This is a genomic window from Candidatus Kapaibacterium thiocyanatum (assembly GCA_001899175.1).
GTDB lineage: Bacteria > Bacteroidota > Ignavibacteria > Kapaibacteriales > Kapaibacteriaceae > Kapaibacterium > Kapaibacterium thiocyanatum.
This window is the reverse complement of sequence record MKVH01000024.1, coordinates 256,618-273,903: the sequence shown is the minus strand read 5'-3', so window position 1 is coordinate 273,903 and position 17,286 is coordinate 256,618. Positions and strand designations below refer to the sequence as shown.

The 17,286-nt window shown below is 60.8% G+C and carries 15 protein-coding genes; 12 read left to right on the top strand and 3 right to left on the bottom strand.

The window, feature by feature from the left end; translation table 11 throughout:
* Positions 1 to 73 precede the first annotated feature (73 nt).
* Genes BGO89_09830 through BGO89_09800 form a run of 7 tightly spaced genes read left to right on the top strand, consistent with a single transcriptional unit; the run spans position 74 to position 6,710 of the window.
* Positions 74 to 808, top strand: a complete 735-nt coding sequence (locus BGO89_09830) for a hypothetical protein (GenBank protein OJX56818.1) — start codon at positions 74 to 76, stop codon at positions 806 to 808.
* Positions 805 to 1,284 carry an acyl-CoA thioesterase gene (locus tag BGO89_09825; protein ID OJX56817.1) on the top strand — a complete coding sequence of 160 codons (480 nt, stop codon included), beginning with the start codon at positions 805 to 807 and terminating at the stop codon, positions 1,282 to 1,284. Before BGO89_09830 ends, BGO89_09825 begins: the two co-directional genes overlap by 4 nt.
* Before the next feature lie 47 nt (positions 1,285 to 1,331).
* Positions 1,332 to 2,579, top strand: a complete 1,248-nt coding sequence (locus tag BGO89_09820) for a hypothetical protein (protein OJX56816.1) — start codon at positions 1,332 to 1,334, stop codon at positions 2,577 to 2,579.
* 29 nt (positions 2,580 to 2,608) lie between these two features.
* The gene (locus tag BGO89_09815) at positions 2,609 to 3,622 is read left to right on the top strand and encodes a Holliday junction DNA helicase RuvB (GenBank protein ID OJX56815.1); all 1,014 of its coding nucleotides are present in this window, start codon (positions 2,609 to 2,611) and stop codon (positions 3,620 to 3,622) included.
* Positions 3,619 to 4,437, top strand: a complete 819-nt coding sequence (locus BGO89_09810; GenBank protein OJX56814.1) for a hypothetical protein — start codon at positions 3,619 to 3,621, stop codon at positions 4,435 to 4,437. Before BGO89_09815 ends, BGO89_09810 begins: the two co-directional genes overlap by 4 nt.
* Positions 4,438 to 4,474: 37 nt before the next feature.
* Positions 4,475 to 5,941, top strand: coding sequence for a proline--tRNA ligase (locus BGO89_09805; protein ID OJX56813.1), 1,467 nt, complete (start codon positions 4,475 to 4,477; stop codon positions 5,939 to 5,941).
* Positions 5,942 to 5,972: 31 nt separating this feature from the next.
* Positions 5,973 to 6,710 (top strand): hypothetical protein, encoded by a 738-nt coding sequence (locus BGO89_09800; GenBank protein ID OJX56812.1) that lies wholly within the window; start codon positions 5,973 to 5,975, stop codon positions 6,708 to 6,710.
* A 120-nt stretch (positions 6,711 to 6,830) separates the two neighbouring features.
* Here the strand turns inward: BGO89_09800 and BGO89_09795 are convergent, their stop codons facing one another.
* On the bottom strand, positions 6,831 to 8,228 hold the full coding sequence (locus tag BGO89_09795; GenBank protein ID OJX56811.1) for a hypothetical protein: 1,398 nt from the start codon (positions 8,226 to 8,228) through the stop codon (positions 6,831 to 6,833).
* Between the two features lie 160 nt (positions 8,229 to 8,388).
* On the opposite strand from BGO89_09795, the gene BGO89_09790 reads away from it, so the two are divergent.
* The 5 genes from BGO89_09790 (at position 8,389) to BGO89_09770 (ending at position 13,785) form a co-directional block, all read left to right on the top strand.
* Positions 8,389 to 10,209, top strand: coding sequence for an elongation factor 4 (locus BGO89_09790; protein OJX56810.1), 1,821 nt, complete (start codon positions 8,389 to 8,391; stop codon positions 10,207 to 10,209).
* 72 nt (positions 10,210 to 10,281) lie between these two features.
* Positions 10,282 to 11,223, top strand: coding sequence for a signal peptidase I (locus tag BGO89_09785; protein ID OJX57346.1), 942 nt, complete (start codon positions 10,282 to 10,284; stop codon positions 11,221 to 11,223).
* Entirely contained in the window at positions 11,220 to 12,062 is an 843-nt protein-coding gene (locus BGO89_09780; protein ID OJX56809.1) for a signal peptidase I, read from the top strand. Before BGO89_09785 ends, BGO89_09780 begins: the two co-directional genes overlap by 4 nt.
* Entirely contained in the window at positions 12,059 to 12,634 is a 576-nt protein-coding gene (locus BGO89_09775; GenBank protein OJX56808.1) for a signal peptidase I, read from the top strand. Before BGO89_09780 ends, BGO89_09775 begins: the two co-directional genes overlap by 4 nt.
* Before the next feature lie 11 nt (positions 12,635 to 12,645).
* On the top strand, positions 12,646 to 13,785 hold the full coding sequence (locus BGO89_09770) for a hypothetical protein (GenBank protein ID OJX57345.1): 1,140 nt from the start codon (positions 12,646 to 12,648) through the stop codon (positions 13,783 to 13,785).
* 130 nt (positions 13,786 to 13,915) lie between these two features.
* On the opposite strand, the gene BGO89_09765 is transcribed toward BGO89_09770, so the two are convergent.
* Together BGO89_09765 and BGO89_09760 are read right to left on the bottom strand one after the other, a co-directional pair.
* Positions 13,916 to 15,148: a hypothetical protein gene (locus tag BGO89_09765; protein OJX56807.1), complete on the bottom strand. Its 1,233-nt coding sequence runs from the start codon at positions 15,146 to 15,148 to the stop codon at positions 13,916 to 13,918.
* A gap of 27 nt (positions 15,149 to 15,175) precedes the next feature.
* Positions 15,176 to 17,275 carry a hypothetical protein gene (locus tag BGO89_09760; GenBank protein ID OJX56806.1) on the bottom strand — a complete coding sequence of 700 codons (2,100 nt, stop codon included), beginning with the start codon at positions 17,273 to 17,275 and terminating at the stop codon, positions 15,176 to 15,178.
* Between the last annotated feature and the right edge of the window lie 11 nt (positions 17,276 to 17,286).

Genomic DNA, 17,286 nt, shown 5'->3' with positions numbered 1-17,286 from the left:
TATCTTTGGAGCTTCGGCCATTCGCCGGAACCGGAGATCCGGGAATCACGAACTCGAAATGTACCGTCCGCACATGCCGATCATCCTGCTTCTGCTCGTTCTCATTTTCGGAGGATGTTCATCGACCCAAACGCTGCCCAAGCAACGCACGGCCGACGACGTATTCCGTGATGCGAAGGCTGCGCTGGACGACGACGATCTGATACAGGCGGCGAGCCTCTTCGACATCATCAAGCTGCAGTACCCTGCCAGCCAGTATGCCGACGACGCCCAGTACTACCTTGCCGAGATCAACTTCCGCAAGGGCGAATTCATCCTGGCCGCCTTCAACTACAGCATGGTACGCCGGGCCTATCCCAACAGCGACTTCGCCAAGGAAGCTCTCTTCAAGAGCGCCGTCTGCTATCTGGAACTGTCTCCGCCGTTCGACCGCGACCAGGAATACACGAAGAAGGCCATCCAGGCGTTTTCCGAATTCCAGGCCGTCTATCCCACGGATTCGCTCTCGCTGAAGGCCCTGGACCATATCGGCGGCCTGCGTACCAAGCTCGCCGAACGCTACTTCACCATCGCCGAGCAGTACGTCACGCTCGGTTCCATGAAGGGCGCGGTGGTATACTACGATGCCGTCATCGAAGAGTATCCCGACACGCACTTCTACGAAGATGCCCTCGTCGGCAAGATGACCGCCCAGCAACGACTCAAGAAATACGACGACCTACGGACGACGATCGCACGCTACCGGGGCACGGTCAGGAGCGGCAAGCGCGGAGCCGAGGTCGACCAGATCGAAAAGGAACTCCCATGAAAACACCCGCCGAATCCGAAGTCTTCATGACGCATCTCGTCTTGCCGAACGACACGAACCAGCTCGGCAACCTTCTCGGAGGGAAGCTCATGCACTGGATCGACATCGCCGCCGCCCTGGCAGCGATGCGCCATTCGGGTCGCGTATGCGTGACGGCATCGGTGGACGAGATCAGCTTCAACGAACCGATCAAGCTCGGTCACATGGTCCTTATCAAGGCCGTACTCACGCGCGCCTTCCGCACATCGATGGAAGTCTACGTGGAAGTGGAGCGCGAGGATCCTCTCAACGGTACGCGTACGCGTACGTCGAGCGCCTTCCTGACCTTCGTGGCCATCGATCAATACGGCAAGCCCCTTCCCGCACCGCCCATCGAACCGCAGTCGACGGAAGAGATCTCCCGCTTCGAAGAAGCGGCCATTCGCCGCGAGTCCCGTCTGCGCTACCGCGAAACGATTCTGGCGCGCCGGGGATGAGAGCGCTAGCGATATTACTGCTGGCGCTGTGCGGCGTGTTGCCCGGCATGGCGGCCCAGGCGGATGACGACGCAACGGCCGTGATCCGCTTCATCCGTGCCTATGGCTCGAAGGACGAGCGCATGCCTCCCGTCGTCCTGATGGACTCCCCGACGACCTCCCAGCAAATCATCGGGGCACAGTTCGCCACCGTCGAATTCGACGTCCAGGCCGCGACCATTCCGAACCTCTATGCACGGCTCGTCCACTGCACGGCCGACTGGGAGGACGATCCCAACGGCTTCGTCAACGACGTCATGAACCGCACCAGCCTGTTCGACTGGAAGGTGGCGCCCCAACGCTCATCCTACTTCAATTACCGCGGTGCGCTCCAGATTCCCAACGACCAGATCCAGATCAGGTTCTCGGGCAACTACAAGGTGCGGATCTACGACATCAGTACGGACAAGCTCCTGGCGGAGACGAGGATCTTCGTCGTCCAGCCCATGGCGGAGATGCAGTTCAACTTCATGACGGACTTCTACGAGCCGCGGTTCAAGGTGAGCTCGATCGCCCTGACGCTCGAAGCCGTCGTGCGGACGCAGTCGGCATCGCTCATCAGCAACCTTCTCAATACGGTCGTGCTCTATCGCAACGCCCGGTGGTACGAGCCGTTCATCATTTCGGAACGGTTGCAGACCATCACCAATCCTCCGCAATCCTCCACCTACGTCGGCGGCCTCTTCGCCGGCGGCAAGGTCTTCCGTATCGAACGCATACCGGCGGAGAACGAATACCGCATCCTCGACCTCTCCAACATGGCCCTGTTCCCGAATACGGGCCAGCCCGTACGCCTCCCTCTCTCGGATCTGCGCCGCAACGGATCCTTCCTGCAACGCACCGACGACGGCGTGATGACGACGTCCATGATCTCGTCCTACAATGACGAATACGTCCCCATCGAATTCATCCTCGACCCGCTGCCCTATCCGTCCGAGCTCGACGTCTTCGTCGTGGGGTCGTTCAACAACTGGCGACCGGATCGCACGTGGCAGATGTACTACGACGAGGAGACACGTCTCTACCGTCTGCGCCAGTGGGTGCGCCGGGGCATACACAACTACATGTATGCGAGCGGCACGTACAATATCGACAACGGCGAGTTCAAGGACTTCACCTTCGAAGAGTTCGAAGGCAATACCGCATCGGCGGGCCACGGCTTCGTCGCCTTCGCCTATTATCGCATGCAGGACTACGGCGGCTATGACGGCATCATCGCCGTAGGCAACACGAACATCTACCAAAGCGGACGCTGACCGTGGCAAAATCCCGACAACATCCTGCGATGGAATCCTCGCGCGCGGACGACGATCTCGACGCATCGTTGCGCCCATCCCATTTCAGCGAATTCACGGGGCAGCCCAGGATCGTCGAGAATCTCAAGATCTTCATCGCCGCCGCCCGAGGCCGCGGCGAAGCCCTCGACCACGTTCTGCTGACAGGCCCTCCGGGCCTGGGCAAGACGACGCTGAGCTACATCATCGCACGCGAGATGGGTACGCAGATCAAGGCAACGTCAGGACCGGTCCTCGAAAAACCCGGAGATCTGGCAGGCCTGCTCACGAATCTCGAAGAAGGCGACATCCTCTTCATCGACGAGATCCATCGCCTCAGCCCCGTCGTGGAGGAATACCTGTATTCCGCCATGGAGGATTTCCGCCTCGACATCATGATCGACTCCGGGCCATCGGCGCGATCGATCCAGCTCTCCCTGCCGCGGTTCACGCTCATCGGCGCCACCACACGGGCGGGGTCGCTCACGGCTCCGCTGCGCTCGCGTTTCGGCGTCGTGAACAGACTCGACTACTACGATCATGCCGAGCTCGCGCGTGTCATCACACGATCGGCCGAACTGCTCGGCGCTCCGATCGACCGCGACGGTGCGGAAGAACTGGCACGGCGTTCGCGTGGTACACCGCGTATCGCCAACCGGCTGCTCCGTCGTACACGAGACTTCGCCGACGTCAAGGGTACGGGAACGATCACACGCGAGATCGCACGCATCGCGCTCGCCGCACTCGACGTCGACGAATACGGCCTCGACGAGATGGACAAGCGCGTCCTCCTCGCCGTCATCGAGAAGTTCAACGGCGGACCGGTCGGCATCTCCACCATCGCTGTCGCCGTCGGCGAAGAGCCGGGCACGCTGGAGGAAGTGTACGAACCCTTCCTCATCCAGCAGGGCTTCCTGCAACGCACTCCACGCGGACGCACGGCCACGCCGCTGGCCTACCGGCATTTCGGCGTACGGCCGCAAACGACGGATTCGGGACTCTTCGATCAGGAGGCAGAAGCATGATCCGCTCATCCATCATCATCACGGCGATGCTCTGCATCGCATGGTCATCCCTGTCGGCACAGGAACAGCCGATCGCACGACAACCCGTCACGACGTCCATCGTCGGCACGCCGACACGTCTGGCGATGGCCGTCGAAAACGTCTTCACGTCGATGGCCTGGTATGCCCGCCTCGGCTTCAGCCCGCTGTCGACGTACTCGACCAAGCCCGATTCCATCATGTACCTCACCGACGGCCAGGTGGCCATCTCGCTCGTCAGGACGACGATGCCATCGCCCGTCCTCTACTTCCGTGCGCAGAACATGAAGGCCGTCATGGACACGCTCAAGGCCCTCGCCATCGCCACCACGTACGACGTGCGCGGGCCGAGCTTCGGCGAGATACGCTTCCGCTCTCCGGGCGGTGTGTTCTGTGCCGTGCGCCCTGCGGACGACGAGCCCGCCGTGAACGCTACCGTACACGAGAACACCGTCTGCGGACGCAACACGGAGTGGAGCATCGGCGTGGATCGCCTCGCCCACGAGAAGAACTTCTGGCATGCACTCGGCTTCACCGTTCGCCGCGAAGCCAACGAGCCCTATCCGTTCACCATCGTGTCGGACGGCATCGTCAGCATCGGCCTGCACGAACAACGGGACATTCCTACGCTGGCCATTACGTACTTTGCCACGGACATGGAAGCCCGCATCGACAGACTCAAGAAATCCGGCATCACGTTCGAGGAGGAAATCCCTTCTCCGGACAATCGCATTTCGAACGCCATTCTCAAGTCGACCGACGGACAGTTGATCTTCATGTTCGAAGGCGTCCAGTAATTCACGATCAATACAACACACGGAACCACGACATCCGATGTCAAAAGAAATCACCTCCCGCGCCGAAGATTATTCGCAATGGTATATCGATCTCGTTCGCAAGGCCGGCCTTGCCGACTATTCAGCCGTGAAGGGCTGTATGGTGATCAAGCCGTACGGCTTCGGCATCTGGGAGAACATGCGCGACCAGCTCGACAGGATGTTCAAGGAAACGGGCCACGTCAACGCCTACTTCCCGCTCTTCATTCCGAAGAGCTTCCTCAGCAAGGAAGCCGCCCACGTGGAAGGCTTCGCCAAGGAATGCGCCGTCGTGACGCACTACCGCCTGAAGAATGCCGACGACGGCAGCGGCGTCATCGTCGACCCCGATGCCAAACTCGAGGAAGAGCTGATCGTCCGCCCGACGTCCGAGACCATCATCTGGAATACATATCGCGACTGGATCCAGTCCTATCGTGACCTGCCACTGCTGATCAACCAGTGGGCCAACGTCGTTCGCTGGGAGATGCGCACACGCCTCTTCCTGCGCACCGCCGAATTCCTCTGGCAGGAAGGGCATACGGCACACGCCACCGCCCAGGAAGCCATCGAGGAAACACGGAAGATGCTGGACGTCTATGCGACGTTCGCCGAAGAGTGGATGGCCCTGCCCGTCGTCAAGGGCGTGAAGACGGCCAACGAACGGTTCGCCGGCGCCGTCGACACGTACTGCATCGAAGCGCTGATGCAGGATGGCAAGGCCCTGCAGGCCGGAACCTCCCACTTCCTCGGGCAGAACTTCGCCAAGGCCTTCGACGTGCAGTTCAGCTCGAAGGACAACACGCTGGAATATGTCTGGGCCACGTCATGGGGCGTGAGTACACGTCTGATGGGCGCGCTCGTCATGGCGCACTCGGACGACGAAGGTCTGATCATCCCGCCGAGACTCGCACCGACGCAGGTCGTCATCGTGCCGATTCCCAAGCCGCTGCCCGAACTCACGGAAGTCGCGGATCGTATCGCCGCTGAACTGCGTGCGAAGGGTATCCGCGTGAAGATCGACAACGACGATCAGAACCGCCCCGGATACAAGTTCGCCGAATACGAGAAGCTCGGCATTCCCGTACGCCTGGCCCTCGGAGCCCGCGACCTCGCCAACGGAACGATCGAAGTGGCACGCCGCGACACGAAGGAGAAATCGAGCGTCACCCTCGACGGTCTTGCGACCACCATCGAAACGCTGCTGGCCGACATCCAGCGCACCATGTTCGAACGTGCGCGTGCCTATCGCGACGATCACATCACGCGCGTGGACACCTGGGAGCAGTTCGTCGAAGTGCTCGACGGCAAGAGCGGCTTCATCAGCGCACACTGGGACGGAACCCCGGAAACCGAAGAACTCATCAAGACCGAGACCAAGGCCACGATCCGCTGCATTCCGCTGGACAATCCCCAGGAAGACGGCGTCTGCATCCGTACAGGCAAGCCGTCCACACAGCGTGTACTGTTCGCGCGGGCATACTGAGATCGACTCCATCACAAATGGAAGCACGACCATGACATCCCGAACCATCCCGCCGCACGACCCCCTCGCCGAAACTACGGTCAGGGCGATCAAGGCCGGTGATGTCGAAGCGCTCGGGCGTCTCCTCCGGGATAACATCGGCCTCGCAACGGTGAGGATCGGCAGCGACACTACGTCGCGCACCTTGCTCCATATCCTCACGGACTGGCCGGGGCACGTCGCCAACGGTGCTGCGATCGCCGCCATGCTCATCGGGGCCGGAGCGGACGCCGATGCGGAATTCGTCGGAACGCATACCGAAACACCGCTGCACTGGGCCGCGAGCAACGACGACGTCGATGTCCTCGACGCCCTCCTTGATGCCGGAGCGAACATCGATGCCACCGGCGCCGTGATCGGCGGCGGCACGCCGCTGGACGACGCAAATGCCTTCGGGCAATGGAAGGCCGCACGCCGCCTGGTGGAGCGTGGCGCACGAACGACGCTGAAGGATGCCGCTGCGTTGGGCCTGATGGATCGCCTCGAACGTTCCTTCCTCGATGCATCGCCCGATGCAGGAGAGGTCGACCTGGCCTTCTGGTACGCATGCCATGGCGGACAGCGGCGCAGTGCGGAGTATCTGCTGGACAAGGGAGCCGACCCGAACTGGATTCCGGACTGGGAGCGCCTGACGCCTCTCGATGCAGCCATCCGCAGCGAGGCGCACGACGTAGCCGAGTGGCTCCGTACACGTGGCGCCCGCACGGCAGGCGAATCGACGCTGGAATGACTCGGCGGACCTGACCATCGCGAATGGCGATCCGTCGTCCGAATGCACCTGACATACGACGAGGCCCGGGCCGGAGAGTCTTCCGGCCGCGGGCCTTCTTCGTTCTATCGATGGTGCCCGTCAGCGAATCACGCTGAACCGTCCGAGCGATCTTCGCTCGCCCGCAGCGAGGCTGCACAGATAGGTACCACTCGCCAGACCGTCGATGGCTATGGCGATGGAACCGTTGCCGATCTCCACCCGTGCTCTGTGCAAGAGGCGTCCCTGCATATCCATCACGTCGATCGTCGCCTCCGTCGCAGGCATCTCGGGCGGGATGACGCGCAGCACGCTGCCATCGGTATACAGACGCAGGGAGCCGAGCCGTTCGCGATCCTCCCGGACGTCGACCGTGAAATTGACGGGATGGCAGATGAGCGGCTGCCGTTCGAAGCCAGTACCTTCGGGCACGTAGTACAGCTTCTGGTGCACGAAATCGACGGTGTGCTCGAAGCTCGTGGCATGCTGTCTGGACTCCCATTCGATGTTCTCGCTCTGGAGGAGATACCGGGCCGTGGGCGTACACTGTCCGTCGAACATGATCACGAGAGGCATGGCTGCCGGTCCCGACATCACGCCGTGCAACTGGACCGACTGACCCGCCATATCGTTGTAGGCCCACTTGGGTGGATATCCAAGACGGACGCAACCGTATTCATCCGACGTGCTGGCACACGACACCACCGTACGTTCCCTTCCCGTGGTCAGGTCGAGGGCGATCACCTTCAGATATCCATCGCGTTCGCTGTCGAATCCAGCGATCAGCAGCGTGTCCGAATCGGCCAACCGGCACATCGGGCCGTAAGCCGACGGCTGCCATGAGCGGAGCTCTTCGCCCGTGAACGCATCGAGCTCCACGATCCAGCCGCCTTGCGCTCCTTCGACATCGTGCCAGTTCGTCGAGGCGACGTAGATGCGCTGGTGCCAGTCGTCGATGAAGACCGACGAAGGAGAATCGGTGAAGGTCCGGATACTGTCACCCGTCAGCAGGTCGCGGAGCTCGGGCGTGGCCACGAAGAACGGCGACGTCCTCGTCACGTAGACCATCGCCCGCGCCAGCCTCGTCGAAATGGTCATGACGCCGGCCTTTTCCTTCCGTTCCCAAAGCTGCTGTCCGTTGAAGAGATCGTACATCCGCGACGTTTCCGTGGAATCGTCCACCGTGAATTCCGTCACCATGCATCGCAGGCCGTCGGGGCTGACCGCCAGCGCATGGGGCGCACGCGAACCGCGCAGATGCAGCAGTTCCTCGCCCGACTCCGGTTCGATCGTCACGACGGACGTATCGTCGGATCTCAGCAACACGACCGACGTTCCGCCATCGGAGATCGCATATCGGTAGACCGGTTTCACGTCGTTCGAAATCCAGCGCGGCGGAGCCACGGGAATCCTGCTGGACGGCACCTGTGCCATGACCCCGCCCGCCAGGAGGACGAGGCCACCCAGAATACCGGCCGTGAACGAATGACGAGTACGCATAGCCATGAAAGCACCCTGTGTGAATGATAAACAACGAGACCGGATTGCACCCATGAACAGGAGGCAGAGACAGGAAGGGAACGGGATATGTTACCGGCCGCAGGGCGGCCGGCGGCGGGTGCGTTCCGGCCCTTCTTCCTGCATACTGTTCCCTGATATAATGGTAACTTTGGGGTCTATGAATCAATTCCGAAACTTCTGCATCATCGCGCACATCGACCACGGCAAGTCGACCCTTGCCGATCGCCTCCTCGAGATGACGGGGCGCGTCACCCAGCGCGAGATGGTCTACAATCAGATCCTCGACGACAACCCGCTCGAACAGGAACGCGGGATCACGATCAAACTGCACGCCATCCAGATGGAGTACAGGTCCAAGGCTGGCGACACCTATCAGCTCAACCTGATCGACACACCCGGCCACGTCGACTTTTCCTACGAAGTCTCTCGCTCGCTCCATGCCTGCGAGGGCGCCCTCCTCGTCGTGGATGCCACGCAGGGTGTGGAAGCCCAGACCATTTCGAACCTCTACATGGCCATCGAACAAGGGCTGGAAATCATTCCGGTGATCAACAAGATCGACCTGCCGAGCGCCGTGACGACGATCGACACCGTCAAGCAGCAGGTCATCGACCTGCTCGGATGCAAGGAGGACGAACTCATCCTCGCCTCGGCCAAGGCCGGTATCGGGATCGAGGAAATCCTCGAAGCGGTCGTGGCCCGCATCCCCGCACCGAAGGGAGACCCCGACAAACCGCTGCGCGCGTTGATCTACGATTCCATCTTCGACGCCTATCGCGGCGTCATCGTCAACGTCCGCGTCTTCGACGGCCGCCTCAGGGAAAAGGACAAGATCCTGTTCATGGCTACGGGACAGACCTACGACGTCGACGAAGTGGGCATCCTCCACATGAAGCGTCATCGTACCGGCGAGATCTCCGCCGGCAACGTCGGCTACTTCACGGCCGCCATCCGGCGTCTGCAGGACACGAAGGTCGGTGATACGGTCACACTGTCGGGCAACAGGTGCGAAACCGCCATCGACGGCTTCCGTGAAGTGAAGCCCATGGTCTTCAGCGGTATCTATCCCGCCGACAGCGACGACTTCGAGGACCTGCGCGAAGCTCTCGGCAAGCTCACGCTGAACGATGCCGCCATCTCCTTCGAACCGGAAAGCTCGTCGGCACTCGGCTTCGGATTCCGGTGTGGCTTCCTCGGACTCCTCCACATGGAAATCGTGCAGGAACGTCTGGAACGCGAGTTCAACCAGACCATCGTCACCACCGTCCCCAACGTGCGTTATCACGTCGTCACGACGAAGGGCGAAGAGCTGTGGGTGGACAATCCGGCCCAGCTCCCGAATCCTACGTTGATCGAAGTGATCGAAGAGCCATATATCAAGGCCCAGATCATCGCCCCCACGGAGTATATCGGCACGATCATGAAGTTGTGCATGGATCGCCGCGGTACGATGCTCGGTCAGACGTATATTTCGCCGACGCGCGTGGACATGAGCTTCGAATTGCCTCTCGCCGAAGTGGTCTTCGATTTCTACGACAAGCTCAAGAGCAATACGCGAGGTTATGCCTCGCTCGACTACGAATATTCGGACTACAAGCCGGGTGAGCTGGTGCGGCTGGACATCCTGCTGAACGGCGAGCAGGTGGACGCGCTCTCGTCGATCGTCCATCGCCAGAAAGCCTACGAATGGGGCAAGAAGCTCACGAGCAAGCTCAAGGAACTCATCCCCCGGCAGATGTTCGAAGTGGCCATCCAGGCTGCCATCGGAGCCAAGATCGTGGCGCGGGACAGCATCGCGGCAATGCGGAAGAACGTATTGGCCAAGTGCTATGGCGGCGACATCTCGCGGAAGCGCAAACTGATTGAAAAGCAGAAGGAAGGCAAGAAGCGGATGAAGCAGGTGGGCCGGGTGGAAATCCCGCAGGAAGCCTTCCTCGCCGTTCTTTCCATCGATGATTGATCACTCCCGGATTCTCTCCCAATGGCTGTAATGGACTGGATCGTCTCGTTCCTGCCCGACTCCGTCGAGGCGATGTACAAGACCCGCAAGGCGAAGAAGCTGGCGCAGAAAGCACCCGAGACCTTCTTCGAGCATCTGTGGTCATGGGTGAAGACGCTCGTATGGGCCATCACGGTCGTGACCATCGTCAACGGCCTGGCCCTCGCATCGTTCACCGTACCGACGGGATCGATGGAGTCCACCGTACTGGCAGGTGACTTCGTCTTCGTGAACAAGTTCATCTACGGTCCGAGCACGCCGCAGATCATCCCCTTCCTGAACATGCCGCTGCCCTACTACAAGCTGCCGGCATTGAGCCCGCCGGACCAGGGCGACATCATCGTCTTCATCTTCCCGGGCAACCGCGATCAGGTGGAGGCCGACAACTTCGAATACTATCTCAAACGCTGCGTCGCCGTCGCCGGTGACACGCTCCAGATCAGGAGCGGACACATCTTCGTCAATGGCAAGGAATTCCCGCTGCCCGAACATGCCCGCTTCGAGGACATGGCTCCGGAAGAACGCGAGATGTCCCACCTGCGCGATCGCATGCTGTCCTTCCCTCCCGGACGCGGCTGGGACCGCGACAACTGGGGCCCCCTGCGCATTCCGAAGGAAGGCGACGTGATCCCGCTGACGCGCGAGAACATCCGCGAATGGGCCACCTTCATCATGCGTGAAGGTCATGCCATCGATACGGAACGCATGACCATCGACGGTAGTCCGGCATCGTCCTATACCGTGGAACGCGACTACGTCTTCGGCATGGGCGACAACCGCGACAACTCCCTCGACTCACGCTTCTGGGGCTTCATTCCCGAACATGACGTCGTGGGAACGCCGATGATCGTCTACTGGTCGTGGGACAACGTCGATCCCGTCCTGTCGGCCCGCGTCGGTGTCCAGATGGAACGTTCGCTCTGGGAGAAGCTCAAACGCATCCGCTGGTCGCGGATCGGCACCATCGTGCGATGATCGAACGCCTCCTTCGTCGTCTGCTGGTGGCCGTCGTCTTCCTCGCCGCCACCGTCATCGTCTTCTTCGGCACCTTCAGTGCACCGACAGGTTCGATGGAGCGGACGATTTCGAGCGGCGACTTCGTCATCGTGAACAAGTTCCGGTTCGGCCTCAATACACAGAATCTCGTCCCCTTGTTCGGCAGCCTGCTATCGTTCAAGCCCCTGCTGCAATGGTCGGGTCCTGAACGCGGCGAAGTCGTCGTCTTCATCCATCCCGGCAAACGCGACGTCGTGACGCCCACCGTCGGTGAATACTATCTCAAGCGCTGCGTGGCCGTCGCGGGTGATACGGTGACGATACGCGGAGGCCGGCTCTACGTCAACAGCCACTTCGTGCCCGATGCCCCGTATGCCCGCCCCTCGGCCGAAACACCGGAAATGCGGATGATGCGGAACAAGGACGAACAGTATCTGACGTTCCCCGCCGGCTACGGCTACACCTCCGACGATTATGGCCCGCTGCGCGTCCCCCGGATCGGAGACACACTGTGGCTCGAGGGAAAAGCCTTCGCAGCCTGGTCTGTCTTCATCGAGCGCGAAGGACACGAGGTCGACGGCAATTCGCGGACGATCGACGGCACTCCCGCGAATCGCTACGTGGTCGAACAGGACTACGTCTTCTGTCTGGGCGACAACCGCGACAACTCCCTCGACTCGCGCTTCGACGGCTGCGTCCCCGTACGCAATCTCTACGGTAGTCCCCTGGCCATCGCCTGGTCATGGGACATCTCACAACCACTGCCGGATCGATTCTCCACGATCCGATGGTCCCGTATCGGTCAATGCATCGAATGATCTCCCTACGCGACGTGTTATGGACGGCGCTTGCGGCTACTGCAACAGCGCTCCTGCTGAAGATCTTCGTGATCGGTGCATTCATGATTCCGTCCCATTCGATGGAACGGACGCTGCTCGCGGGCGACTACATCGTCGTCAGCAAACTCGCCTATACCATCGGCTCCGTCGAGCGCGGCGACGTCATCGTCTTCCGTGGCCCGGATACGACAGGACCGGACGACGACCGCCCGCTCATCAAGCGCGTCGTGGCCGTCGGCGGCGACAGCCTGGTACTCACACCGAACGAAATCTTCGTCAACGACATGCGTCTGCCCACACCGCCGCTGAGTGCGGCGCCCGGCCCTGTCAGCATCGCCGACTCGGGGATCCTGCGTCTGCGCATTCCCGAGGGACGTCTGTTCGTCATCGGCGACAACCGTGCCAACAGCTACGACTCGCGATATTGGGGTCTGCTGGACAGTACGCGGATCATCGGCAAACCGCTCTTCGTCTACTGGTCCTACGGTCCGTCCACCGACGATACCGCGAAGCACGTGCGATGGGGCCGCCTCTTCTCCATGATCAGATGATGAACACGAAGATGCAGGGCATCTACCTCCATATTCCCTTCTGCGAACGGAAGTGCACCTATTGCGACTTCTATTCGATCGAGTCCACGGGGCTCATCGACACGTTCGTGGATCGCCTGCTCCATGAGATCGCGCTACGCGGAAGAATTACGGAGCGCCCGGCCACAAGCGTCTTCTTCGGTGGTGGAACGCCGTCGCTGCTTCGTCCCGATCATCTAGCCCGTATCGTCAAGGCATTGCATGACGTCCATACCATCGCCGACGATGCAGAATGGACGATGGAATGCAATCCGGGTACCGTTTCGCTGGAATCACTGACGGCCTACCACGGCCTCGGAATCAACCGACTGTCCTTCGGCGTGCAGTCCTTCGTCCCGGAAGAGCTCGCCTTCCTCCACCGCATCCATTCTCCCGAACAGGCCGACGAAGCGATGCATCTCGCACGGGCCGCGGGCTTCACGAACGTGAACATGGACCTCATGTTCGCCTTGCCGCCACAGACACCGGAATCGCTCGAACTGTCGCTGTCGCGCATGCTCGCGCTGAAGCCCGATCATATCAGCGCCTACTCCCTCGTCTACGAACATGGCACTCCGCTCTATGCCCAACTGCAGAAGGGTCTCGTACAGCCCCATCCCGAAGAAGAGGATGCGGCCATGTATGCCCATGCGATGGATCGTCTGACCTCGGCCGGATACGAACAGTACGAGGTCAGCAACTTCGCCTTGCCCGGACATCGCTGCCGCCACAATCTCACCTACTGGCACGGCGACGACTACGCATCCTACGGTCCGAGCGCCCATGGCTACGTCGATGGCGAACGGTACTGGAATCATCGCAGTCTCACGTCGTGGTCGGAAAAGGTCGACGCAGGAATCCCCCCCAATGCGAACACGGAACGGCTCGGTCCAGCTGAACGGCTCGTGGAACTGGCCTTCCTGCAGCTCCGTGCCGATGGCCTCGACAGGCAGATGTTCACATCCACCTTCGGTGTGGATCTCATCGATGCACTTCAGCCCTACCTCGGCTACTGGCTCGACGCCGGCTTCGCCGTCGTCGATGAGGAGAGAATCGCCCTGACGTCGGCAGGCTATCAGGTCTGCGACGAGATCACGCTGAAGGTCGTAGCCGCGTTGGAACGGCTGCGCTGAGATAAGGCTTCAGGATGCGCCCCTGCGCATGGAACCGGATACGATTCCCGTACATGCCTTCACATCGGTCGTCGTGCCTTCACAGGCGACATCCTCCGCCGGGCATGTACGTCACGCGTAGCCAACGGCATCACGAGACACGGATCCCCTCGACGATACTCGACCGGTAGGCGCGCCGGGCGGGATAGATGGCCGCGCAGCATGAAAGGATGAGCCCGGTGGCCACGGTGACCATGACATCCGTCGTGTGGACGTCGACAGGCAATGCAGGAATCAGATAGCCTGCAGCGGGATCGAAGGAAATCCATCCGTAGTGGATCTGTCCCAGGCATACTCCGATACCTATGGCCGTTCCTGCGGCCACACTCACGACGCCGATCAACAGCCCCTGCAAGAGATAGGTACGCTGGATCATGACGTCGGTAGCGCCGATGGACTTGAGGATGGCGATATCCCGCCGTTTGTCCACGACGCTCAGCGTGAGTGACACCAGGACGTTGAAGGCAGCCACGAGAACGATGAGGGCCAGGACGATGAACGATCCCAGACGTTCGAGCTTCATCGTATCGTACAGCCCGCGATTGATGTCTTCCCACGAGAGCACCTTGACGGCGAATCCATGCGACGCCGTCGCCGCCTGGAGCCTGGCGGCATACTCGGCCGCCCTGTCATGCCGGGCCATCGTGATATCGATCGCCGTCGGCGCCGTACGACGCGTCAGCGCGCGGATGACGGACACGTCCGTATACGCATAGGTAAAGTCGACGTCCCGCGTGGAGTTGGACTGGAATATCCCTCGCACCACGGCACGACGACCGTTCGGGCGGGCCATCGTCATCAACGCCTGTTCGATCATCTCGGGAGACAGCAACGTCACCGTATCGCCGATGAAGGCCTGGAGTTTGTCGGCGAGACCGGCCGCAAGTACGATGGATGGCGTATTGTCGTGTGGCGTCGTCATGAAGGTACCGACGACGATGGAACGCTGCAGACCTGAAGCGCGTGCAGCATCCCCCGGCTTCAGCCCTACGCCGGTCATCACCGACGTGATGCCGCGGGACTGGATGACGAGTCTCGATTCCATCACGGCCATCGTCGTCGCGCCCGGAAGCGTCGAAGCGACGATTCCTTCCAGCCGCTCGGCATCCTGCAGTGCCGTTCCTTCGGCGGGGATGACGCGTACGTGCGGACCGAAGCCTACCATGAGATCGCGGGCCACGTTGCGGAAGCCGTTGAAGATGGACATCACGATGATGAGGGCTGCCGTGCCGATGACGATACCCAATACGGACGACACCGTGATGATGGAGATCACGGAGAACTGACGCGGGACAAGATGGCGCAGGGCCAGGCGAACGATCATGACGAACCAGCCACCCTGCGATGGCGCTCAGCGTTTCTTTGGGGAATCCATCAGGGCGCGTTGTACGCGCAGGGGCTCCGTTGTGGGAGCAGCCACGCGCTCGTAGATACCGTCGCTGTTGAGCACGCGCGCCTTGACGTTGTCCGCAAGATACAGCTTGAGCACGTCGCGCAGGCGCACCCTGAGCTTGCTTTCGTAGACCGGGAAGAGCAGCTCCACGCGACGTTCCATATTGCGAGTCATCCAGTCCGCACTGGAAATGAAGACCTCTTCCTTGCCGCCGTTGTGGAAGTAGAAGATCCGGCTGTGTTCCAGGAAGCGGTCCAGGATACTCCGCACGGTGATGTGGTCGCTCACACCGGGAAGACCGGGACGCAACGCACAGACGCCACGCACGATGAGTTCGATCCGGACACCGGCCATCGATGCCTTGTACAGCTCCCGGATGATGACGGGATCGATGAGGGCATTCATCTTGGCGATGATGTGACCACGCTGGCCATTCCGCTGATGCTCCGCCTCGCGACGGATCAGTTCGACGAATCGGTCGCGCAGATTCACCGGAGCGATACCGAGATGCTGCCATGCCCGATGCTTCGAATATCCCGTCAGCATGTTGAACAGATGGACGAAGTCCCGCTCGAATTCCTGGCGTGCCGTGAAGATGCCGATGTCCGTATAGATGCGCGATGTCGTCAGATTGTAGTTGCCCGTCGCGACGTGGGCATAGGTCAGCACCTGCTTGCCTTCCTTGCGGATGATGAGGCATACCTTGCAGTGCGTCTTCAATCCGAGGACGCCGTAGACGACGTGCACACCCGCATGCTCGAGCTCGCGCGCCCACTGGATGTTGTTCTCTTCGTCGAAGCGGGCCTTCAGCTCCACGAAGGCCGTCACGTTCTTTCCGTTGCTGGCCGCCCGCTTCAGGGCGTCGATCACGGGTGACGAGCCACCGGCTCGGTAGAGTGTGATCTTGATGGCCAGTACCTGCGGATCGTCGGCACCTGCCTTGATGAAGCGCACGACGGAATTCGTGAAGGAGTCGAAGGGATGGTGGACCATCAGGTCGCCGTCCTTCAACGTATCGAACAGGTTCGCTCCTTCGATGTTGAACTCCGGCAGTACACGCGACGTGAAGGGCGTATCCTTCAACTTGCGCTTGTCGAGCGTCATCAGCGAGAGGTATTCCTGCAGGTTCAGCGGGAGATCGGTGGAATAGACGTCGATCGGATCGAGGTCCAGCGACTTCATCAGGAAGGTCTGGAGAAATCGCGGCATGTCCGGCCCGACTTCGAGACGTACGGGGTCCGTTCCCCAGCGACGCTGGCGAATACCTTCGGCGACGGCCGTAATGAGGTCGTTGGCCTCATCCTCGGCTATTTCGACATCGGCATCGCGCGTGACGCGGAAGACGTGGGATTCGCGGAACGCAAGACCCGGGAACAGGATGCCTGCATGGGCACGGATGATTTCGTCGAGCGGAATGAAGTGGTGCCCACCAGCCCGCGGCAGTTTGACCAGACGCGGCAATGCCGAAGGCAGTTGCAGGACGGCGATCTTCATCTCCTGCTGGCCATCTTCGTCGTCGAACAGCACGAAGGCGATGTTCAGCGAACGATTGAGCAGACGCGGGAACGGGTGTCCCGGATCCAGTGCCAGCGGCGTCAATACGGGCATGATGTTGTCGACGAAGTCGCGTTCGAATTCCGTCTTCTCTTCTGCCGTCAGCTCATCGAAGGTATGGATGACGATACCCTCGCGAACCATGCCGGGAAAGATATCGTTCCGGTACATCTCGGCCTGTTTCCTGCAGAGGGGCAGTAACCGGCTACGGATCTCCTTCAGTTGCTCGGACGGCGTCATACCGTCTTCCGTCAGTTCCGTCACGTCCGAATAGATCTGCTCCTTCAGCCCAGCGACCCGAATCATGAAGAATTCGTCGAGGTTGGTACCGAAGATGGACAGGAACTTCAGACGCTCGAGTAACGGATGCGTCGTGTCGGCCGCTTCCTCGAGAACGCGCCTGTTGAACTCGAGCCAGCTCAGTTCACGATTGAGATAGAGGGATTCGTCCGTAAGATCGATCTCGGGATCAGCCTTGGCCCGTTTCGAAGCTTTGGTTTTCATGGTAGCGATGG